The 22,709-nt window shown below is 29.9% G+C and carries 24 protein-coding genes; all 24 read left to right on the top strand.

Annotation, left to right across the window (positions count from 1 at the left end; genetic code table 11):
• Positions 1-26 precede the first annotated feature (26 nt).
• The 24 genes from JYG23_RS04960 to JYG23_RS04845 all read left to right on the top strand — a co-directional run bounded on the left by JYG23_RS04960 (position 27) and on the right by JYG23_RS04845 (position 22,709).
• Positions 27-395 carry a hypothetical protein gene (locus tag JYG23_RS04960; protein WP_207237444.1) on the top strand — a complete coding sequence of 123 codons (369 nt, stop codon included), beginning with the start codon at positions 27-29 and terminating at the stop codon, positions 393-395.
• The gene (locus JYG23_RS04955; protein WP_207237443.1) at positions 396-788 is read left to right on the top strand and encodes a hypothetical protein; all 393 of its coding nucleotides are present in this window, start codon (positions 396-398) and stop codon (positions 786-788) included.
• Complete coding sequence (locus tag JYG23_RS04950; RefSeq protein ID WP_207237442.1) at positions 769-1,806, top strand: D-alanyl-D-alanine carboxypeptidase family protein; 1,038 nt, start codon at positions 769-771, stop codon at positions 1,804-1,806. The genes JYG23_RS04955 and JYG23_RS04950 overlap by 20 nt, the downstream gene beginning before the upstream one ends.
• A 307-nt stretch (positions 1,807-2,113) precedes the next feature.
• A complete protein-coding gene (gene nuoE / locus JYG23_RS04945; RefSeq protein ID WP_207237441.1) occupies positions 2,114-2,596 on the top strand; it encodes an NADH-quinone oxidoreductase subunit NuoE in 483 nt (160 codons plus the stop codon).
• Positions 2,596-4,470 carry an NADH-quinone oxidoreductase subunit NuoF gene (locus JYG23_RS04940; RefSeq protein WP_207237440.1) on the top strand — a complete coding sequence of 625 codons (1,875 nt, stop codon included), beginning with the start codon at positions 2,596-2,598 and terminating at the stop codon, positions 4,468-4,470. The genes nuoE and JYG23_RS04940 overlap by 1 nt, the downstream gene beginning before the upstream one ends.
• A gap of 4 nt (positions 4,471-4,474) precedes the next feature.
• On the top strand, positions 4,475-6,175 hold the full coding sequence (locus tag JYG23_RS04935; protein WP_207237439.1) for a [FeFe] hydrogenase, group A: 1,701 nt from the start codon (positions 4,475-4,477) through the stop codon (positions 6,173-6,175).
• A gap of 163 nt (positions 6,176-6,338) precedes the next feature.
• On the top strand, positions 6,339-7,052 hold the full coding sequence (locus JYG23_RS04930; RefSeq protein ID WP_207237438.1) for a pseudouridine synthase: 714 nt from the start codon (positions 6,339-6,341) through the stop codon (positions 7,050-7,052).
• Positions 7,053-7,063: 11 nt separating this feature from the next.
• Complete coding sequence (locus JYG23_RS04925; RefSeq protein ID WP_207237437.1) at positions 7,064-7,636, top strand: class I SAM-dependent methyltransferase; 573 nt, start codon at positions 7,064-7,066, stop codon at positions 7,634-7,636.
• A 214-nt stretch (positions 7,637-7,850) separates the two neighbouring features.
• Complete coding sequence (locus JYG23_RS04920; RefSeq protein WP_207237436.1) at positions 7,851-8,054, top strand: ferredoxin family protein; 204 nt, start codon at positions 7,851-7,853, stop codon at positions 8,052-8,054.
• Positions 8,047-9,195 carry a 2-oxoacid:acceptor oxidoreductase subunit alpha gene (locus tag JYG23_RS04915; protein ID WP_207237435.1) on the top strand — a complete coding sequence of 383 codons (1,149 nt, stop codon included), beginning with the start codon at positions 8,047-8,049 and terminating at the stop codon, positions 9,193-9,195. The genes JYG23_RS04920 and JYG23_RS04915 overlap by 8 nt, the downstream gene beginning before the upstream one ends.
• Positions 9,195-10,016, top strand: a complete 822-nt coding sequence (locus JYG23_RS04910) for a 2-oxoacid:ferredoxin oxidoreductase subunit beta (RefSeq protein WP_207237434.1) — start codon at positions 9,195-9,197, stop codon at positions 10,014-10,016. Before JYG23_RS04915 ends, JYG23_RS04910 begins: the two co-directional genes overlap by 1 nt.
• A 22-nt stretch (positions 10,017-10,038) precedes the next feature.
• On the top strand, positions 10,039-10,581 hold the full coding sequence (locus tag JYG23_RS04905) for a 2-oxoacid:acceptor oxidoreductase family protein (RefSeq protein ID WP_207237433.1): 543 nt from the start codon (positions 10,039-10,041) through the stop codon (positions 10,579-10,581).
• Positions 10,582-10,587: 6 nt separating this feature from the next.
• Positions 10,588-11,448: a MurR/RpiR family transcriptional regulator gene (locus tag JYG23_RS04900; RefSeq protein WP_207237432.1), complete on the top strand. Its 861-nt coding sequence runs from the start codon at positions 10,588-10,590 to the stop codon at positions 11,446-11,448.
• Between the two features lie 100 nt (positions 11,449-11,548).
• Positions 11,549-11,911 carry a chorismate mutase gene (gene aroH / locus JYG23_RS04895; protein ID WP_207237431.1) on the top strand — a complete coding sequence of 121 codons (363 nt, stop codon included), beginning with the start codon at positions 11,549-11,551 and terminating at the stop codon, positions 11,909-11,911.
• Positions 11,912-11,954: 43 nt separating this feature from the next.
• Positions 11,955-12,596: a (d)CMP kinase gene (gene cmk, locus JYG23_RS04890; protein WP_207237430.1), complete on the top strand. Its 642-nt coding sequence runs from the start codon at positions 11,955-11,957 to the stop codon at positions 12,594-12,596.
• A gap of 1 nt (position 12,597) precedes the next feature.
• Complete coding sequence (locus tag JYG23_RS04885) at positions 12,598-13,188, top strand: 1-acyl-sn-glycerol-3-phosphate acyltransferase (RefSeq protein WP_207237429.1); 591 nt, start codon at positions 12,598-12,600, stop codon at positions 13,186-13,188.
• Positions 13,189-13,198: 10 nt separating this feature from the next.
• Positions 13,199-14,050, top strand: coding sequence for a 4-hydroxy-3-methylbut-2-enyl diphosphate reductase (gene ispH / locus JYG23_RS04880; protein WP_207237428.1), 852 nt, complete (start codon positions 13,199-13,201; stop codon positions 14,048-14,050).
• Positions 14,031-15,470, top strand: a complete 1,440-nt coding sequence (locus JYG23_RS04875; RefSeq protein WP_207237427.1) for a S1 RNA-binding domain-containing protein — start codon at positions 14,031-14,033, stop codon at positions 15,468-15,470. The genes ispH and JYG23_RS04875 overlap by 20 nt, the downstream gene beginning before the upstream one ends.
• Positions 15,471-15,536: 66 nt before the next feature.
• On the top strand, positions 15,537-16,583 hold the full coding sequence (locus JYG23_RS04870) for a M42 family metallopeptidase (RefSeq protein ID WP_207237426.1): 1,047 nt from the start codon (positions 15,537-15,539) through the stop codon (positions 16,581-16,583).
• Positions 16,574-17,581 carry a M42 family metallopeptidase gene (locus tag JYG23_RS04865; protein ID WP_207237425.1) on the top strand — a complete coding sequence of 336 codons (1,008 nt, stop codon included), beginning with the start codon at positions 16,574-16,576 and terminating at the stop codon, positions 17,579-17,581. The genes JYG23_RS04870 and JYG23_RS04865 overlap by 10 nt, the downstream gene beginning before the upstream one ends.
• 15 nt (positions 17,582-17,596) lie before the next feature.
• Positions 17,597-18,583 carry a M42 family metallopeptidase gene (locus JYG23_RS04860; protein WP_207237424.1) on the top strand — a complete coding sequence of 329 codons (987 nt, stop codon included), beginning with the start codon at positions 17,597-17,599 and terminating at the stop codon, positions 18,581-18,583.
• Positions 18,584-18,761: 178 nt separating this feature from the next.
• On the top strand, positions 18,762-19,883 hold the full coding sequence (locus tag JYG23_RS04855) for a BMP family protein (RefSeq protein WP_207237423.1): 1,122 nt from the start codon (positions 18,762-18,764) through the stop codon (positions 19,881-19,883).
• Positions 19,884-20,002: 119 nt separating this feature from the next.
• A complete protein-coding gene (locus tag JYG23_RS04850; protein ID WP_207237422.1) occupies positions 20,003-21,559 on the top strand; it encodes an ABC transporter ATP-binding protein in 1,557 nt (518 codons plus the stop codon).
• Complete coding sequence (locus tag JYG23_RS04845) at positions 21,552-22,709, top strand: ABC transporter permease (RefSeq protein ID WP_207237421.1); 1,158 nt, start codon at positions 21,552-21,554, stop codon at positions 22,707-22,709. The genes JYG23_RS04850 and JYG23_RS04845 overlap by 8 nt, the downstream gene beginning before the upstream one ends.

The following is a 22,709-nucleotide window of genomic DNA, read 5'->3' as shown; positions in this document are numbered from 1 at the left end:
AAGCTATATTGCTTTTTTATTTAGATATGAAGGTATTATTTGTAATAATTTTAGTTATACTATTAGTTATATTAATGTTGTATTTGTCAATAATAATAAAAGTAAAATTAAATATAACATATAACGAAGCAATAGTATTAATCAAAATAGTTTTATTCAAGTTTTCTAAAACGATAAAAATTAAATATAATTTTTTGAAAATAATTAAGAAATTGCTTGATAAGAATGAAAATAAAATTGATTTATATAAAAGAAATATAAGGGTTAGATTTAAGTACCTTATACGACCTTTTTATATAAAAGATATAAATTTTTATTCTGAATGCTATAATAATAAATTGTCTGTTGCAATAGAATTTAGCGTTGTAAATATTATAACCAAAGGGGTGTATTAAATGAGTAGTGATATTGAAAGTATAATAAAAACGACATTAAACAATATCAACAGTATAACTGAAAATGAGAAGCTTATTAGTAGTACAATAAAGTATGAAAATTCAAATTACTTAGCTATATCAAAATTAAATATGAATTTTGTAGTTGGTGGAGGCGATTTAGAAAAAAAATTTAGAAATGTAGATACTAAACCATTTGCTGGAGCAGCGTATGTAAATTTATCACTAAGTCCACAATTACTGATATATGAAAACGATGATGAAATAAAATCAATAAATTTAAATGGTGTATCAAGTCCTGTTAACGATATTGCTTCTGTGGTATCAAACATAATTACTAACATAAAAGGAGTAAAGGAGAAGAAATGTAGCAATGAAAAATTTCATGATTAAATTTCTGTGTCTAATTTTATTATGTAACCTTTTATCTGTGAAAGTTTATGCTGATGATATGCCATTTGTAAATGCAGAGGCTTATATTGTAATTGATGCTGATTCAGGGCGTATCATTGCATCTAAAAATGCTGATAAAAAAATGTATATGGCTAGTACTACTAAAATTATGACTGCGATATTGGCAATAGAAGAATATAAAAATTTAAATGATATAGTTTGCATTCCTGCAAAATGTACCAATATTGAAGGTTCAAGTTTGTATTTAATACCAAATCAAAAGGCAAAAATGATTGATTTATTATATGGAGTTATGCTGAGAAGTGGTAATGATGCAGCTACATCAGTAGCATATTTTGCAGGTAATAAAAACGTTGATAATTTCGTTGATAAAATGAATTTAAAGGCTTTGAAGCTTGGTGCATACAATACGAATTTTGTAAATCCTCATGGCTTACATGATAAAAATCATTATACAACTGCTTATGATTTGGCGATAATTACAAAATATGCTTTACGAAATGAATTGTTTAGAAAAATAGCAGCTACAAAACAGTATAATAATTCGGAAAATAATTTTTATTTTATAAATAAAAATAAGGTTGTTTATCAGTATAAATATGGTACAGGAGTAAAAATAGGATATACTAAAGTTGCTGGAAGGTGTTTAGTTGCTTCTGCAAAAAAAGATGAAATGGAATTAATAGTTGTAGTATTAAATGATAGTGAATGGTTCAGAGATAGCTATAAAGTATTTGATTATGCATTTGAAAATTATAGAAAGTATAATATAGTTGATGAAAAACAACTTATGTTAATAGATGACGAAAAAAAACCAGTGTTAGCGGATAGTGGATTTAGTTACATCTTAACAGAAGAAGAAAAGGAAAATATAAGTATTAAAATAATAAAAACAATTTCTCATATAGAAAATGAAATAAATAATAAAGTTTATGGCTTTTTTAATGTTTGTTTAAAAGATAAAATTATATATACAGGAAAACTGAATTATCAATAATATTCATAAAATAAATAAATATGTAAAATCTATGACTGATATTTTAATAATAATAGTCATAGATTTTGTTATTTAATAAACAATATAAAATGCAAGAAAATTATAATAAGTGTCATAAATTTAATTAAGCTGAATAATAGTTTTTAGAATCACACTTAATATAATAAATTATAATCCATTTATTACTAATATTGTAAAACAATTAACAAAATGTTTAAAAATCTCTTGCCAAATTTATAATCATAATGTATACTACAATATGTTAACATGGATTATGTGTTAAAAATATTAATTTGAGGGGATTAAAATGATAGCAGATGAGATGAAACAAAAAGTAGCTGAAGTTGTTAATAAATTTAATTGTGAAAAAGCACAGTTGATTAACATTATGCAAGCTATACAAAAAGAATATCGATATCTACCTGAAGATGCAATGATATTGATTGCAGAAATGTTGGATTTAAGCCAATCAAAAGTTTATGGTGTTGCAACATTTTATGAAAATTTCTCATTGGAACCAAAAGGTGAAAATGTTATAAAAATTTGTGATGGAACAGCGTGTCATGTTAGAAAATCGACCCGTATTTTGGATGCTATGAGAAAAGAATTAAAGTTGTCTGAAGAAAAACATACTACGGATGATATGAAATTTACTTTAGAGACAGTTTCGTGCTTAGGAGCATGTGGACTTGCTCCTGTTATAACAATTAATGATAAGGTTTTCCCTAAAATGACTCCAGAGTTAGCTGTTGAGTTAATTAATAAGATAAAGATGGGAGAGAAGATATAATGATAAAAAGTTTTGAAGAATTATTGAGTGTATCTGAAACTTATAGAAAATCTTTAGAAAAACAATATATAAAAGTTCTAGTTTGTGGTGGTACAGGTTGCGTTGCCGGTGGATCATTAAAAATTTATGAACGTATTAAGGAATTAGTTAAAGAAAAAGGTTTACTTGTAGAAGTAAACTTGGAGAAAGAGCAAGAAGGTATAAGTGTTAAAAAAAGCGGATGTCATGGTTTTTGTGAAGCAGGACCATTGGTAAGAATAGAACCTTTTAATTATTTATATTTACATGTAAAAGTTGAAGATTGTGAAGAAATAGTTCAAACTACTGTAATAAACAGAAAACCGGTAGAAAGACTGATGTTTAAATCCAATGGAAAGGTTTACCCTACAGAAGATGAAATACCATTTTATAAAAAACAAACAAGGACAGTTTTAGAAAATTGTGGACGTATAGATGCAGAACATATTCAAGAATACATAGCAAAAGGCGGATATAAAGCTGCCGGTATTGCACTTACTGAAATGAGATCAAAAGAAATTTGTGCATTAGTTAGTGAAGCAGGCTTAAGAGGACGTGGTGGTGGAGGTTTTCCGACAGGTAAAAAATGGGAACAGGTATTAAATCAAAAGGAACCAGTTAAATATGTAGTTTGTAATGGTGATGAGGGAGACCCAGGTGCTTTTATGGATAGAAGTATAATGGAAGGTGATCCTCACAAAATAATTGAAGGTATGATGATTGCTGGATTTGCGACGGGTGCTAATAATGGTTACATATATGTTAGAGCAGAGTATCCTATGGCTATTGAAAGATTATCAATTGCTATAGAACAAGCTAAAGATTATGGTTTGCTTGGAAAAAATATTTTAGGTTCTAACTTTAATTTTGATATACATATCAATCAAGGTGCAGGTGCTTTTGTTTGTGGAGAAGGTAGTGCACTTACTGCTTCTATACAAGGTGAAAGAGGTATGCCAAGAGTTAAGCCTCCAAGAACAGTTGAGCAAGGCTTATGGGCTAAGCCTACAGTTTTAAACAACGTAGAAACGTTTGCTAATGTTCCAATTGTTATCAATGAAGGCATAGATGGATACAGAAAGTATGGTACAGAAACAAGTCCTGGAACAAAAGCGTTTGCATTAACAGGAAATGTTGTTAATACAGGATTGATTGAAGTTCCTATGGGAACTACACTTAGAGAAGTTATTTTCGATATAGGTGGTGGTATTAGGGACGGAAAGAGATTTAAAGCTGTTCAAATTGGTGGACCATCTGGTGGTTGCTTATGTTTTATTGAAAAACACCTTGATATCAAGCTTGACTTCGATTCATTAAAAGAAGTTGGTGCAATGATTGGTTCGGGTGGTATGGTTGTAATGGATGAAGATACTTGTATGGTTGAAGTAGCAAGATTCTTTATGAATTTTACACAAAAAGAAAGTTGTGGTAAGTGTATACCTTGTCGAGAAGGCACTAAGAGAATGCTTGAAATATTGGAGAGAATAGTAGCAGGCAATGGAACGGTTGAGGACATTGATTTATTATATGAATTAGCTGATACAGTTAAAAATACAGCATTATGCGGTTTAGGTAAAACTGCTGCAAATCCTGTATTGAGTACGCTTGAATATTTCAAAGATGAATATATGGCACACGTTGTAGATAAAGTTTGCCCAACTAAAACATGTAAAAAACTTACTAAAATACAAATTGATAAAGATATTTGTAAAGGATGTAGTAAATGTTCAAAAGTATGTCCTGTTGGAGCAATAACTGGTAAAATTAAAGAACCATTTACAATAGATACTAAAAAATGTATTAAGTGTGGGACTTGTATCGATACATGCCCATTTAAAGCAATTAAGGAGGTTTAGAGAGATGGCTGGAACTATGATTATTGATGGTATGAAAGTGCCATTTACAAATGAAAAAAATATTTTGTCTGTTATAAGAAGTGTTGGAATAGACGTGCCGACATTTTGCTATCACTCTGAATTAAGTGTTCATGGGTCATGTAGAATGTGTAGTGTTGAAACTGCAAGAGGAAATATAATTGCGTCATGTTCTGAAAAACCAAAAGATGGTTTAGAAATATACACTAATAGTGCAAGAGTTAGAAAATATAGAAAAATGATTCTTGAGTTACTACTTGCAAATCATGATAAGGATTGTACAGCATGTGACGTTACAGGAAAATGCAAATTACAAGATTTAGCAAGAAGATATGGTATAACAAAAAATAGATTTGATTCACCAAGAAAAGAAATTCCTATAGATAAATCAAGCAAGGCAATTATAAGGAATCCAAATAAATGTATCAAATGTGGTGACTGTGTTATAATGTGCGAAGAAGTTCAGGGTGTTGGAGCAATTGGTTTTGTAAACAGAGGTTCAAATGTCCAAATTGCACCTGCTTTCAATAGAGTTATAGATGATACAAATTGTGTTTCTTGTGGTCAATGTAGAGTTGTTTGCCCAACTGGTGCTATAACAATAAACAACGAAACTCAAAAGGCATGGGATGCAATATTTGATAAAACAAAAAGAGTAGTTGCACAAATTGCTCCAGCAGTTAGAGTAGCAATTGGAGAAGAATTTGGACTTAAACCTGGTACAGCATCACTTGGAAAAACTGTAACAGCGTTGAGAAAATTAGGTTTTGACGAGATTTATGATACTTCATTTGCTGCAGATTTAACAGTAATAGAGGAAAGCGATGAGTTTTTAGAAAAATTAACTAAAAATGATGGTAGTTTACCATTGTTTACATCATGTTGTCCTGCATGGGTTAAATTTGCTGAAAATAGATATCCCGAATTGTTGCCACATATTTCATCATGTAAATCACCTCAACAAATGTTTGGAACAGTTACAAAAGAAGCATTTATAGAGAAAGATAAACAGGATTTGAAAGAAACCTTTGTTATATCTATTATGCCTTGTACAGCAAAAAAAATGGAAGCTTCTAGAGAAGAATTTACAGATAATGGTACAAAAGAGGTTGATTTAGTTCTTACAACACAAGAACTTTCAATGATGATTAAAGAAATGGGTATAAATTTCAATGACCTTGAAGAAGAATCTTTAGATATGCCTTTTGGTATTTCATCAGGTTCAGGAGTTATATTTGGTGCTACTGGTGGTGTTGCAGAAGCAGTTTTACGTAGAGTATTGAATGGTAAAAAATCAAAAGCTGAAAGTGAAATAATCTTTAATGAGGTTAGAGGATTAGAAGCAGTTAAAGAAGCATCTGTTACACTTGGCGATAGAACGATAAGCATTTGTGTAGTACATGGTCTTAAAAATGCAGATGAGGTTATCAAGCAAATGAAGGCTGGAGAGAAAAAATACGATTTAGTTGAGGTTATGTCTTGTATAGGTGGTTGTATTGCCGGTGGAGGACAACCAGCACCAGATAAGCGTCCTATTGCTAATGTTAGAAGATTAAGATCAAAAGGACTTTATTCAATAGATAAAACTAGACAAATAAAACGCGCTTCAGAAAACCCTATTATAGAACAAGTTTACAGTACAATTTTAAAAGATAAAAGACACATATTACACGTGCATAAGCATTAGTATATAAATATAAGGAGCTGTATTAAATATTAAATTATTTAGCAGCTCTTTTTTTGTCGTTTTAAAAATATGGTGACTTTATAAAAAACTTTTAAAAAAAAGTAAAATATATTATAATATTCTTGATATAATAAATATAAATTAAAGAATACGAGGAATTAAGATGTCTTACGAAAGATTACAAAAATATATTGCTAATTGTGGAGTAACTTCAAGAAGAAAAGCTGAAGAAATGATATTAGATGGTAAAGTCACAGTTAATGATGAATTAGTAAATGAATTAGGATTTAAAGTCGATACAGAAAAGGATAGTGTATGTGTTAATGGTAAAAAAATTAAACCAGTGGAAAAATTATTATATATAAAGCTTAATAAACCTACAGGATATGTGACAACAGTTAAAGATCAGTTTGATAGAAAATGTGTTATAGATTTAATTGATATACCTGATAGAATATATCCAATAGGTAGACTTGACTATGATACAAGCGGACTTTTATTGTTAACAAACGATGGAGATTTAGCCAATAAGTTGATGCATCCAAGATACAAGGTTTATAAAACATATATTGCCAAGGTCAAAGGAAGATTAAATGCTACAGATGTAGGATGGTTAAGACATGGAATAAAAATAGAAGAATATACAACATCACCTGCAATAGTAGATATCCTAAATTCTGATGGAGTTATAACAAAAGTTAGAATAAGTATTTATGAAGGTAAGAATAGACAGGTGAGAAAAATGCTAGCAGCAGTTGGGAAAGAGGTTATTTCACTTAAGAGGATTTCTTTTGGCAGTATTGAATTGAAAGATTTAACTATTGGAACTTGGAATTATCTAAGTGATGAAGAAATAAAATATCTAAAATCTTTGTAGAGGTGGTATAAATGAATGATATAAAGTATGGAAAAATTGTAGATTTTGTACACATGCTGATAAAAAATAGCTATGAAGATGATAAAAATTTAAAATGTATTGATGCTACAGTAGGTAACGGATTTGATACACTATTTTTATGCAATTTATGTCAAAATAATGGATTTGTGTATGGATTTGATGTTCAAGATAATGCAATTAAAAATACAGAAAAATTATTAAATGATAATAATTGCGATAACTATAAATTAATATTGGATTCACATGAAAATCTTTTACAATATATTAATACTAAAATAGATATATGTGTATTTAACCTTGGGTACTTGCCAAATTCAGATAAAACAGTTAAAACAAATTATCAAAGTAGTATTAGAGCAATAGAAAATGCTATTATGAGAATGAGTGATATTGGAAGGATTTACATATCCTCGTACATTCTTCACGATGAGGGTGAGGAATCTAATCATATTTTAGAGTATATTTCAAATCTTGATAGAAGAAAATATAATGTTATAAAAATAAAGCTATTGAACAAAAACAATTTTCCACCTGAAATATATATTATAGAATCAAATAAATAGATAAAAATGCATGATTTATGTAAATTATTTCATGCATTTTGCTATTTTTAACACTATAAAGGAGCATGGAAAACGTTACACAAAGCAAGTCAATGCATAAATTGAAATTATTCTTGCAATTTTAAAAAATAATGAAATTTTTCTTGCAAAAAAATAATAATGTGTTAATATAGATGTGTCAATAAAATAGTTTTAAAAACTAGGAGGTTAAAAGATGGCTAATAAAAATAGTCTAACTATTAACAAAGAATGGTGTAAGGGTTGTGGAATATGCGCAGCATTTTGTCCAAAACAAGTTCTTGCTATAGAGCAAGAAAAAGCTGTTATTGTAAATATAGATAACTGTATTAAATGTGGATTATGTGAATTAAGATGTCCAGATAGCGCAATATATTTAGGAGGTAGTAAAGATGAGTAATAGTAAATATAAATTAGCTCAAGGTAATGAAGCTTGTATCGAAGGAGCTATTGCAGCAGGAATGAGATTTTTTGCTGGTTATCCTATAACTCCATCTACTGAGCTTGCTGAATTATCAGCAAAAAACTTACCTAAAGTAGGCGGTAAATTTCTACAAATGGAAGATGAGTTAGCTAGTATGGCTGCTGTTATAGGCGGATCTTGTGCTGGCTTAAAGTCAATGACTGCAACAAGTGGCCCTGGATTTTCTCTAATGCAAGAAAACTTAGGATATGCTTGCTTAGCTGAAATACCATGTGTTATTGTAAACGTACAAAGAGGTGGACCAAGTACAGGACTTCCAACAAGCCCATCTCAAGGAGATGTTATGCAAGCTAAATGGGGAACTCATGGAGATCATCCAGCTATTGCATTAACACCAGGTTCAGTACAAGAAACATATGAATTTATTGGTACAGCATTTAATTTAGCAGAAAAATACAGAACTCCAGTAGTATATCTAATGGATGAAACTATAGGACATATGAGAGAAAAACTTATGGTAAAAGATCCATCAGAAATTGAACAGTTACATAGAGTTAAACCAACATGTGAGCCAAAAGAATTCGTACAATATGATGATAAATTCATGGACGAAAAAACTATGGTACATCCATTACCAGCATTTGGAACTGGTTATAGAATACATATTACAGGATTAACTCATGATAAAACTGGTTTTCCTACAAATGATAATGAAGTATCAGGCAAATTAGTTGAAAGACTATGTGATAAAGTTGAAAAAAACATAGATGATTTTTCATACTATGAAGAATATAAATTAGAAGATGCCGAAGAAGCTGTAATTGCGTTCGGTGGAGTTTCAAGAAGTGCTAAACAAGCAGTAATTGAGCTTAGAAATGAAGGAAAAAAAGTTGGTATGTTTAGACCAATAACTATATGGCCTTTACTAGAAAAACAAATTATAGATTTAGCTAAAAAAGTTAAGAGAATATATGTTGCTGAGATGAACTTAGGACAATATTTCTATGAAGTTCAAAGAGTTGCTTCTAATTACTGTGAAGTAGTTTTAATATCAAAAGTAACTGGAGAATTAATTACTCCTAACGAAATTAAACAAAGAGTTAATGGAGGTAAATAATGATGAATAATTGTAGTGATTTAACTCAAAAATATTATAGAGATGGAAAATTACCTCATATTTGGTGTCCGGGATGTGGTCATGGTATTTTATTAAACGCTTTAGTAAGAGCAATTGATAATTTAGGATTAGATAAAGATAATGTATGTGTTGTTTCAGGTATAGGCTGTTCATCAAGAGCAACTGGATATATTGATTTTAACACACTACATACAACTCACGGTAGAGCAATAGCTTACGCAACTGGTGTAAAACATGCTAACCCAGATATGACAGTTATAGTAGTTACAGGAGATGGAGACTGTTCAGCAATAGGTGGTAATCACTTAATACATGCTTGCAGAAGAAACATTGATATAACAACAATATGTTTTAACAATAATATATACGGTATGACTGGTGGACAATTTTCACCAACAACTCCTACAGGAGATTTTGCTACAACAGCCCCACATGGTAATGTTGACAGAACGTTTGATTTATGTTCATTGGCACAAGGAGCAGGAGCTACATATGTTGGTCGTGCAACTGCATATCATGCAACTCAACTTACAACACTTATCGAAAATGGTATCAAAAACAAAGGTTTCTCTTTCATAGAAGGCATTAGTGTATGTCCAACAAACTATGGAAGAAAGAATAAAAAAGGCGATTCAGTAAAAATGTTAACTTACTTAAAAGATAACTGTATTGATAAAAAAATTGCAGATAAAAAACCTGAACTTGTTGAAAACAAAATAATAATAGGTGAATTATACAATAATCCATCACCAGAATATACAGAGTGTTACAAAACGATTATTGATAAGTTCCAAGATTAATCAAACGAAGGAGTGTTAAATTATGTTTCAAAAAAGAGAAATGAGATTAAGTGGCTCTGGCGGACAAGGCGTTATACTTGCAGCAATCATATTTGCTGATGCAGCTATTGAAGATGGTTTAAATGCTATACAAACTCAATCATACGGACCTGAAGCAAGAGGTGGAGCTAGTAAAGCTGAAGTAATAATTAGTGATAGTGATATTAATTATCCAAAAGTTATGAACAATAAATTATTGTTGTCATTAACTCAAAAGGCTTTTGATAAATATATAGGAAAAATAGATGAAGATGGAATTTTAATAGTTGATGAAAGTGTTGAAGTCCCAAGTGATATTAAAGTAAAAACAATTTATAAATTACCGATACTAAGAACTGCAAAAGAAAAAATTGGTATAGCGATGGTAGCAAACATAGTATCAATAGGTGTAATATATGAATTAGCTTGCAAGGATATTATAAAATTAGAAACAATAAAAAGCACAATAGCAGGAAGAGTTCCAAAAGCAACAATAGAAAAAAATATTAAAGCATTTGAAGAAGGCGTCGCACTAGTTAGAGGATAATTTATTATGAATAATACATCTGATTTAATAACTCTAATTCAAAGCAGATATAATAAGTTTAGCAAGGGACAAAAAATGATTGCTGAGTTCATAATTGAACATTATGACAAAGCAGCATTTATGACTGCTTCAAAAATAGGTGAAATAGTTGATGTGAGTGAATCTACTGTTGTTAGATTTGCTGGTGCACTTGGATTTTCTGGATTTCCTGAGCTTCAAAAATCATTACAAGTACTTATTAAGAACAAGCTAACTACTGTACAAAGAATTGGATTAAATGAAGATATTGATAAAGATACAGAAAAATTTCATAAAAAAGTAATTAGAAATGAAATGAATAGTATAAAATATTTATTGGACAATATAGATGCTTCATCATTAGACGAAGCAACCAATATTATATCTAATGCAAAAAAAGTGTATATATTAGGTATGAGAACTTCTTCAACATTAGCTAATTATATGGGTTTTTATTTAAATGTTATGCTAGATAATGTTAGAATTTTAAACAACTCAGGTGTTAACTCATTGTTTGAGCAAATAATTCGTATAAAAGAAGATGATGTACTAATATGTATTAGTTTTCCAAGATATTCTTCAAACACAATAGATGCTGTTAAAATAGTTAAAGATAAAAACGCAAAAATTGTTGCAATAACTGATACAGAAGCATCACCAGTATATGAATTAGCAGATGTGTCATTGCTTGCAAAAAATAATATTGTATCATTTGTTGATTCATTGGTAGTACCAATGTGCTTAATCAATAGTTTGATTTTAAACATTGGTGCAAAAGAAAGAAATGATATTGTTGAGTCATTTAATGATCTTGAAATTATTTGGAATAAACATAGTATTTATCAATAAATAGTGATTTAGATATTTAAAACAGGTTTATGTTAATTGTAAGCCTGTTTTTTTTCTTGTGATATTTTAATTTTTATATTATAATAATTAGGGTGATAATATGAGACAATATTGTATTCGTGGAGCAATAACTATTGAAGATAATTCAATAGAACAAATAGAAGAAAATACTATAATTTTATTAAAAGAAATTTTACACATAAATAATATTAACATAGATGATTGCTGTAGTTTAATATTTACAGCAACAAAAGATATTACAGCTGATTATCCAGCAAAATTTGCTAGAAAAATTGGTTTTATAAATTGCAGTCTTATGTGTATGCAAGAGATGTATGTTGAAAATAGTTTGAAATTTTGTATACGTGTTATGGTAACAATTAATTCTAACGATGACATATTTAATCCAAAACATATTTATTTGAAAAACGCAAAAAAATTGAGACCAGATTTAATTAATTAATAAATTTAAAAATATATAATACAATTATTTAAAGGAGATTATAATGATTATAGCTATAGATGGTCCTTCTGGTGCTGGTAAAAGCACTGTTGCAAAAATGCTAAGTAAAAAACTTGGTTTTGAATTCATAGATACTGGAGCTATGTATAGAGCTATTGCCTATAAGTTTGATAAAAATAATATAGAAATAAAAGAAGAAAACATACAAGCCGTTTTAGAGAATACAGATATTGACTATAATAATAATAATGTTTATTTAGATGGCGAAAATGTTGAACCATTTATTAGAACTGAAAACTTATCTAAAAAGGCATCTGAAATATCTAAAATACAATCAGTTAGAGATAAATTAGTAAATATTCAAAGAAATATAGCTTGTAAGAAAAATATTGTAATGGATGGTAGAGACATCACTACTGTTGTATTTCCTAATGCTGAATATAAATTCTTTATAACTGCAAGTGCAGAAACAAGAGCTAGAAGAAGATATGAAGAGCTTATAAAAAAAGGTTATTGTGTTTCATTACAAAATGTTATTGATGATATTAACAAAAGAGATTACAATGATACTACAAGGAAAAACTCGCCGTTAATAGTAGCAGATGATGCTTTAGTTGTTGACACAACAGAGCTTGATATTAATGAAGTTGTAGAAAAAATAGTAAACATTATAAAGGAGAAATAAAATGTTGGTAAAATTTTTAAAAGGTTTAGTAAAAGTTGTTTTATTTCCTTTTTTTAGAGTAAAGCTATATAATGTTGAAAATTTTAATAAATCTACTGGAAAATGTATTGTTTGTAGTAATCATATATCTAATTTTGATCCTGTTATGCTTATGATTTATACAAAAAGACATATAAATTTTATGGCAAAAAAAGAATTATTTGATGTATTTTTTATAAAAAATGTATTAAAGTATATTGGTGCGTTCCCAGTAGATAGAGACAAACCAAGCTTAAGCACGATAAAAGGTGCTTTGTCAATACTAAAAAATGGAGAAGTTTTAGGCATATTCCCAGAAGGTACAAGAGTTAATGAATATAATGAAGAAAATGCAAAATCAGGTATAGCTCTTATAGCCAATAAAGGTGACGCCAATATTATTCCAATATTTATAAAATCAAGTTATAAAATATTTAGTAAAGTGGAAATATTTTTTGGAAAGCCTAAAAAGTATTTTCAAAACTTCGAAGGCAAAGTTACGAGTGCACAGTATAGAGAAGTTAGTAAAGAAATGCTTAGAGATATTTATAGCTTAGAAAAAGAGGTAAATTAAGGTGGGTAATATGGAGATATTTAAAGCAGATTATATGGGATTTTGTTTTGGAGTTAAAAATGCTGTTGAAATTGCAAAAAAATCGCTTGATGAAGATGGTAGCTTAATAAGCTACGGTGAAATAATTCATAATCAAGATGAAATAAATTTTTTGAAAGAAAAAGGTTTAGAGGTAGTATATGATTTAGATAAATCACTTGAAAAAAAAGATAAAAAAATATTAATACGTTCTCATGGTGTTCCTAAAAAAGATATAGATTTTTTAAACGAGCATAATATTGAGTATGTTGATGCGACGTGTGTAAGAGTAAAGAAAATACACGAAATAGTAAGAAAGCACAGTGAAGAAGGATATGAAATATTAATCATAGGTAATCCTAATCACCCAGAGGTTAAAGGTATATCTGGGTGGATAGAAGGACCTTTATATTGTGCAAATAGTTTAGAAGAAGTAAGAAAATTAAATATAAACAGGGATAAAAAATATTGCTTAGTATGTCAAACTACATTTTATAATAATATTTATAAAGAAATAGTTGAATTCTTTAATGAAAATGATTATACTAATATAGTGAGGTATAATACTATTTGCGATGCAACAAAAAAGAGACAAGATGCGTGTGTTGAAATTGCAAAAAAAGTAGATGTTATGTTAGTAATAGGAGGAAAAAAAAGCTCTAATACGAAAAAACTTTTTGATTTATGTTCTTCTTACTGCATTAATACGTTTCTAATAGAAAATTATAGGGAAATACCTTATAAGTATATAGATAAAAAAAGAAAGATAGGGATAACGGCGGGGGCTTCTACGCCTGACTGGGTTATCGAGGAGGTTATACAATATGTCAGACAATCAGAATAAAACAATGAGTGAATTATTTGAAGATTATGGTGTGTCAAAGATTAGAACAGGTGATTTGATTAAGGGTACAGTTATTTCTGTAAAACCTGAAGCCATATCAATCAATTTAAACTATAAATCTGATGGAGTTCTTACTAGAGATGAATATAGCTATGATTTTGTAGAAGATTTAACTAATGTTGTTAAAGAAGGAGACGAAGTAGAAGCTTTAGTCGTAAAATTAGGAGATCAAGACGGAAACGTAGTATTGACTAGAAAACCAATTGAAGAACAAAAAATATGGGAAAATTTCGAAAAATTAAAATCTGAAAAAGCTATAATTGAAACAAAAATAATAGAAGCTTGTGAATTTGGAATATTTGGAAAAGTTAATGGAATTAAAGGTTTTATACCTAAAAATCACATTTCTATTAATAGAAATGTTGATCCATCAGATTTTGTTGGCAAAACATTAAAAGTTAATATATTGGATACAAAAAATAGAAAAGGTAGAAAGCAATTAGTTTTAACTTCAAAAGCTATAGAAAAATTAGAAAAAGAAGCTAAAGCAAAAGAAGTTTGGAACACTTTAGTAGAAGGTGAAATATATGAAGGAACAGTTAAAAATCTTCAAGCTTATGGTGCTTTCGTAGACATCAACGGAGTAGACGGATTACTTCATATCAATGAAATTTCTTGGAACAGAATTAAGCATCCATCAGAAGTAGTTAATGTTGGAGACAAAATAAAAGTTAAAGTTAAGAGCATAGATATAGAAAACAAAAAATTATCATTAAGCTATAAAGCAACTATAAAAAGTCCTTGGGCAATATTCTGCGATGATAATAAAGTTGGACAAATCGTAACTGGCAAAGTAGTAAGAGTAGTAGATTTTGGTGCATTTGTAACAGTTGATGATATAGATTGTTTACTACACATTAAAGATATTTCTTGGTTAAGAATTGAAAAAGTTACTGATGTAGTTAACGTTGGAGATGAAATATCTGTTAAAATAATTAACATAAACAAAAAAGAAAGAAAAGTTAATTTAGGAATGAAACAATTAGTTGAGCATCCATTTGATAAATTTGCAAAAGATTTAACTGTTGGACAAATTATTCCTGTAAAAGTAACAAGAATATTATTAGAGGGTGTATATGTTCACGCTAGTGAAGATGTAGAATGTTTTGTGCCTATTGCTAAAGTTTCTTCAGAAAGATTAAGAACACCTGCAAAAGTAGTAAAAATTGGTGAAGAAAAAGATGCAAAAATTACTTATATAGATAGAAAAGGTAAAAAACTAGATTTAACATTTGTTCTTGAAGAAAAGGAAACTGATGAGTTTTCTAGTAAAAAAGGTCCAGTTTCATACTCTTCAAACAATAATGAAGAGTTTACAATAGGTGATAAATTAAAAGGATTAGAAGATTTATTTAAATAAATATAAATAGTTAATAATTGCTTTGGTTTGCGCCAAAGCAATATTTATATACTATAGGAGGTAAGTATGTCAAAGACAAAAGATTTTTTATTTGAATTATGTAGCAGTCCTTTTGTTTCAGGTTCAGAATATAAAAATGGTCAAGTATTAAAAAAATATTTTTCTGAATATACTGATAACTTTGAACAAGATAATTTAGGAAGTTACATATTTAAAAGCACTGGTAGTAATGGCAAAAAAATAATGCTAGCAGCACATATTGACGAAATAGGTTTAATGGTAACTGATATTTTAGACAATGGATTTTTATCATTTACTACAGTTGGAGGAATAAATCCTGCATCACTTATAGCTCAAGATGTAGTTGTATGTGGCAAAGAAAATGTCAGAGGAGTTATTGGTATTAAGCCACCACATATAACAAGTGCTGAAGAAATGAAAAAAGCTTCAAAAATTAGCGAGCTGTACATAGATATAGGAATGTCAAAAGATAATGCTAAAAAGATTGTATCAATAGGTGACGTAGCGACAATTAATAGACAAGCTCAGTTGCTTGAAAACGATATGGTTACTTGTAAATCACTTGACAATAAATCAGGTGTAGCAGTTATGTACAAAGTAGCAAAAGAACTAAGTAAAATTGGACATAAAAGTGATGTTTACTATACAGCAACAACACAAGAAGAAGTTGGACTTAGAGGTGCAAGAACTTCGAGCTATAAAATAAACCCTGATATTGCAATCATAGTTGATGTAGGATTTGGTAGTACACCAGAATTGCCATCAAATACTATGAAAATGGGTAAAGGCGGAGGAATTTGTTTGGGTGCAAACTTTAATCCAAAGCTTAATAAAAAATTAATAGAGGTAGCAAAAGAATACAATTATGATTATCAGTTAGAAATAGCTCCAGCAGGAAGTGGAACTGATGCTATAGCTATACAAGTAACTCAAACTGGTGTACCATGTTTACTAATATCTATACCACTTAGATATATGCATACCTCAGTTGAAGTAATTAGTATGAATGATGTAAAGAGCATAGGTTCATTGATAGCAAGATTTATCAATGAGATAGATAATTCTGATTTGGAGGAGATAACATGTTTTTAAAGGAATTAACTACATTATCTGGAGTATCAGGATGTGAATTTGAAGTAAGAAATTACATAAAACAAAAGTTAGATGAAATAGGTTGCGAGTACAAAGTTGATAAAATAGGCAATGTTATTGCTCATAATATCGGGAAAGCAAAGAGTAAAAAAATAATGCTTACAGCTCACATGGATGAAGTTGGTTTTATGGTTTCATCAATAGATGATAGCGGATTTATCAAGTTTTCTACAGTTGGTGGGATTGATCCAAGAACATTAAACTCTAAGCTTGTTGAAATAGGTGAAGACAAAGTTCCAGGTGTAATTGGATCTAAGGCTATTCACCTTATGACAGCAGAGGAAAGAGGAGCTACAATACCTGTAAAAAGTTTATACATAGATATAGGAAGTACTTCAAAAGAAAGTACAGAAGAAAAAGTTAACATTGGAGATTATGTATCATTTAAAAGTGATTATGTAGAATTTGGAGATAATTTAATAAAAGCAAAGGCATTAGATGATAGAACTGGATGTAGCGCTATTTTAGAATTATTGGCTATGAAATTAGATATAGATTATTATGGCTGTTTTGCAGTTATGGAAGAAGTTGGAGGAATAGGTTCTAAAGTAGTAGCGGATGTAGTAGATCCTGATTTTTCAATAGTTCTCGAAGGTACAATATCAGCAGATATGCCAGAAGTTAAAGACAATGATAAAGTAACAGTTTTAGGTAAAGGTCCAGCAGTATCATTGATGGACGGTAGCACAATTTACAATTTAGATGACGTTAACTTCGTTAAAGAAGTTGCTAAGAAAAATAATATAGCATATCAGTTTAGAAGAAGTAATGCTGGTTCTACTGATGCCGGATCTATAAATACCAGAAAAGCTGGTTCAAGAGTAGTAACTTTATCAACACCTTGTAGATATATCCATTCACCAATAAGTGTTGCAAGTAAGGATGACTATGAAAACGTTGTAAAATTAACTAAAGCGATAATAGAAGAAATTAAATAGAGGAGTGTAAATATTATGCAATTCAATTCAAAATTAATGAATGAACTTTCTGATTGTTTTTCACCATCAGGAAGAGAAAAAAATGTACGTGAATATATTACTGAACAAGTAAAGGGTTTAGTAGATGAAATAACTGTAGATGCATTGGGAAATTTAGTTTGCCATAAAAAAGGTACTGGAAAAAAAGTTATGTTTTCAGCTCATATGGATCAAATCGGTTTACTTATAACTGATATTGATGATAAAGGATTTTTGAGATTTTGCGCAGTAGGTGGAGTTAGTCCATACAAGATGCTTGATCAAAGAGTTGTTTTTGACAATAAAACTCAAGGAATAGTATGCGTAGAAAAAGTTGACGATTATGGTAAATTAAAAATAAGCAATTTATATATAGATATCATGGCTACATCTAAAGAAGAAGCAGAGAAAGTTGTAAGCATTGGTGATATGTGTGTTTCTAAGACAAGCTATTATGAAAATGATGGATACGTTATGTGCAATGCTCTTGATGATAGAATAGGATGTTATGTTTTGATTGAAGCCTTAAAGCAGAACTTTAAAACAGACAATGATTTATATTTTTCATTCTCTGTACAAGAAGAAGTTGGATGTAGAGGAGCTAAAACATCAAGCTTTGCAGTTGAGCCTGATTTATTTGTAGCACTTGATGTTACAGCAACAGGTGATACATTAAACGGAATAAAAATGGCAGTTAAATTAGATGGTGGTGCAGCAATTAAGTTAAGAGATAATTCTTTATTAGTTCCTGTTGAGGTAAAAGAACTTATGACACAAGTTGCTGAAAAAAATGATATTAAATATCAATATGAAGTTCTAGAATTCGGTGGAACAGATGCAGGAGCAGCTCATATTAACAAAAGTGGTATAAGAAGTGGTTGTATTTCTATTCCTTCAAGAAACATACACTCAGGACATGAAATAGTTAGTAAATTTGACGTTAACGAGTGTATTAAATTAGCGGTAGCAATTGCAAATAAATAATATTCTATAAAGCTTATGCTTTAAGAATAAGCTATATAATTACCATTGCTGATAAAAAAGGAACATAATACATATTTACATATTTTTGTTATAAATTAAACTATTTGACAAACGGTCTAGAATGTATTAAAATTTATTAGTAAATGGTTTTTATATGCCAAAAAACAGGAGGAAAAAAATGAAAAATTTAAGAAAAATTATATCTGCAGCTTTAGTGATTGTTTTATCATTGAGTTGCGCAATGTTATTTTCATCATGTGGAAAAACTAGTGACATAGCACTTATTACTGATAAAGGTAATATTGATGATAAGTCATTTAATCAAGGTGCTTGGGAAGGTGTTTTAGAATATGCAGAAAAAAATAATATATCACATAAATATTATAAACCAGAAGAAGGATCAGATGCTGGTTATTTAGCATCAATCGATTTAGCAGTTAAAGGTGGAGCTAAAATTGTCGTAACTCCAGGTTTCTTGTTTGAGGTTCCTGTTTACGAAGCACAAACTAAATACCCAGATGTTAAATTTATACTTCTTGATGGTGCACCTCATACAGCTTGGGATAAAGAGGGAAACGCAACTTTTAATACAGAAGCAAACGTTGCAAGTGTTATGTACCAGGAAGAACAATCTGGTTACTTAGCTGGATATGCAGCAGTTATAGATGGATATACTAAATTAGGTTTCATGGGTGGTATGGCTGTTCCTGCAGTACAAGCTTTTGGTTATGGTTATTTACAAGGAGCTGAGGCAGCTGCTCAAGAATTAGGTGTAGAAGTTGAAGTTCAATATCACTATACTGGAAACTTTGATGAAAATGATACAAACAAACAAACTGCTAAAACAATGTACCAAAATGGTGCAGAAGTTATATTTGCATGTGGTGGTTCTGTAGGTAAATCTGTAATGTCTGCAGCTGAAGAAGCAGAAGCAAAAGTTATAGGTGTTGATGTTGACCAAAGAAAAGATTCAGAAACAGTTATAACAAGTGCTACAAAAGGTTTAGGCTCATCAGTTGTTCAAGTTTTAGAAGCAATATATGCTGATAAATTTGATGATTATGCTGGTAATACTACATTCTTTACAGCTGAAAACGATGGTGTTGGACTTCCGGATAATTTTGATAGATTTTCAAAATTTACAACAGATGACTACAAAGTAATATTTGATAAATTAGCTAAAAATGAAATATCACTAGTTAGAACATTTGATGTAGAAGATGCTAGTGGATATGCTACTAAAGATGAATTAACTACAAATTTAAGCTTAGACAAAGTTTCTGTTACTACAGTTCAATAAACATCTAGAGGTAATACCTAAGATGTAACATTTTTGAGTTAAGGGGGAAGGCTGAAGCTTTTCCCTTTTGTTTACTTTATAAAAATTGGGTATACTCCCAAAAATAGATGGAGGTTAAAATGGCGCAAGATTATATAATTGAAATGCTCCATATTACAAAGAAATTTCCAGGAATAATTGCTAATGACGATATCACTTTACAGCTAAAAAAAGGTGAAGTACATGCACTCCTAGGTGAAAATGGAGCAGGTAAATCTACACTTATGAGTGTGCTGTTTGGCCTTTACCAACCTGAAAATGGACAAATATTAAAAAATGGAAAAGTCGTTAAAATTAATAACCCAAATGATGCAAATAATTTAAGAATTGGTATGGTGCATCAGCATTTTAAATTAGTTGAAATTTTTACAGTATTTGAAAATATTATATTAGGTGTAGAATCTAGTAAATTAGGATTTTTAAAAAGAAAAGAAGCTAAAGAAAAAATAGTTAGGCTTAGTGAACAATATGGGTTAAAAGTTGACCCAGACGCAATTATTGAAGATATAACTGTTGGTATGCAACAGCGTGTAGAAATATTAAAAATGTTATATAGGAATAATGAGATTTTGATTTTTGATGAACCTACAGCTTCTCTTACTCCACAGGAAATCGAAGATTTAATGAAAATCATGCGAGAACTTGCAAATGAAGGAAAATCAATACTTTTTATTACTCATAAATTAAATGAAATTATGGAAGTAGCTGATAGGTGTTCTGTATTAAGAAAAGGTAAATATATAGGAACAGTAGACATAAAAAGCACTAATAAAGAAGAACTGTCAGAAATGATGGTAGGAAGAAAAGTTAATTTTAATGTTGAAAAGGATGATAGTAAGCCTAAAGAAGTTGTTTTAGATATAGAAAATTTAACAGTACCAAGTAAAATACACAAAAACAATGCTGTTAAAAATATTTCATTCAGTGTGCGTAAAGGTGAAATTGTGTGTATTGCTGGTATAGATGGAAACGGTCAAAGTGAGTTGGTATATGCTATAACCGGACTTGAGAAACAAAGTAGTGGCAAAATATCTCTGCTTGGCAAGGATATATCTCACGCAAGTATTAGAAATCGTAGTAAAATCGGGATGGGACATATACCAGAAGATAGACACAAGCATGGTCTTGTATTAGATTATTCATTAGCTGCAAATTCTGTTTTACAAAGCTATTGGAAGCCTGAATTTCAAAAGCATGGTTTTTTGAAAAAAGATGCTATTATGAAGTATTCAGATTACTTAATTGATAAATATGATGTTAGAAGTGGACAAGGCTCAATCACAAAAACAAGAAGCATGTCAGGTGGTAATCAGCAAAAGGCGATTGTTGCAAGAGAGCTTGACAGAAACCCAGAACTTGTAGTTGTTGTACAACCTACTCGTGGTCTTGATGTAGGTGCTATAGAGTATATTCATAAACAAATTATAAAAGAGAGAGATCAAGGAGCTGCAATTTTACTTGTTTCTCTTGAACTTGATGAAGTAATGAACTTATCAGATCGAATTTTAGTTATGTATGAAGGCGAAATTGTTGGTGAATTAGATCCTAAAAAAACAACAGTACAGGAATTAGGACTTTATATGTCTGGTGCTAAGAAAGATAAAGCTATCAACTGTGAGGAATTAAAAAATGAGTAAGAAAAAAAATGAAAATTTAATAAAAAGAGTGACTAAAACAAGTGGATACGATGCATTTATTTCATCTTTGCTTGCTATTGCTTTAGGTTTAGCTTTTGGTTTGGTAGTAATGCTCATAGCAAACCCAATGGAAGCAATACCAGGTTTTATTACTATTATAACTAGTGGTTTTACTAGCTTGCCAAATGTATTATACTTCGCTACACCAATTTTAATGACAGGTCTAGCAGTAGGATTTGCGTTTAAGATGGGAATGTTCAATATTGGGGCATCTGGTCAATATACTATGGGTATGTTTTTTGCTATGTATGTAGGTTTTATGATTCCCATGAATTCAGGTGTACATTGGATAGTTGCTATTTTAGCGGGTATGATTGGCGGTATGATTTGGGGAGCAATCCCCGGTATATTTAAAGCATTTTTTAACGTCAACGAAGTTATAACTTCAATTATGTTTAACTATATAGGTATGTATTTGGTAGATATGATGGTTCAAGAAAATTCTATTATGTATATTTCAGATATGGCTAGAACAAATTATTTGCCAGCATCAGTACAAATTCCAGCACTTGGTGTAACAGGTACAAATCTTAACTTTTCAATAATATTTGCAATAATATTTGCGATAATATTGTATGTTATTTTAAATAAAACAACATTTGGTTATGAATTAAAAGCAACAGGTTATAACAAACATGCTAGCAATTATGCGGGAATGAATGAAAAGAAAAACATTATATTGTCAATGACTATTGCTGGTGGTTTGGCAGGGCTTGGTGGTGCATTTGCCATACTTGCACCTTCAACTATAGCTGGTAGCAGTATGACGTATGAGCCAATCAATATTATAGCTGCGAATGGTTTTAACGGTATAGCAGTAGCACTTTTAGCAGCATCAAATCCGATTGGAATTATTTTTTCAGCATTTTTCATCTCCTTGTTGCAAAGAGGAGGAACCATGGCAAATTTATATGGATTTAAGCCTGAAATTATAGATATCGTTATATCAATTATTATATATTTCTCTGCATTTGCAATGATGATGAAAGAAACTTTATCAAAATCATTAAAGAGAAAAAACAACAAAAGATTAGCTGCTGAAACAAATAACAATGCTTTAAATTATACTGAAAATAGGGAGGAAGAATAA

Origin of the sequence: Sedimentibacter sp. zth1, from assembly GCF_017352195.1 — a bacterium.
GTDB lineage: Bacteria > Bacillota > Clostridia > Tissierellales > Sedimentibacteraceae > UBA1535.
Note: the sequence above shows the minus strand (reverse complement) of the source record. Positions and strands in the feature narration are given on the sequence as shown.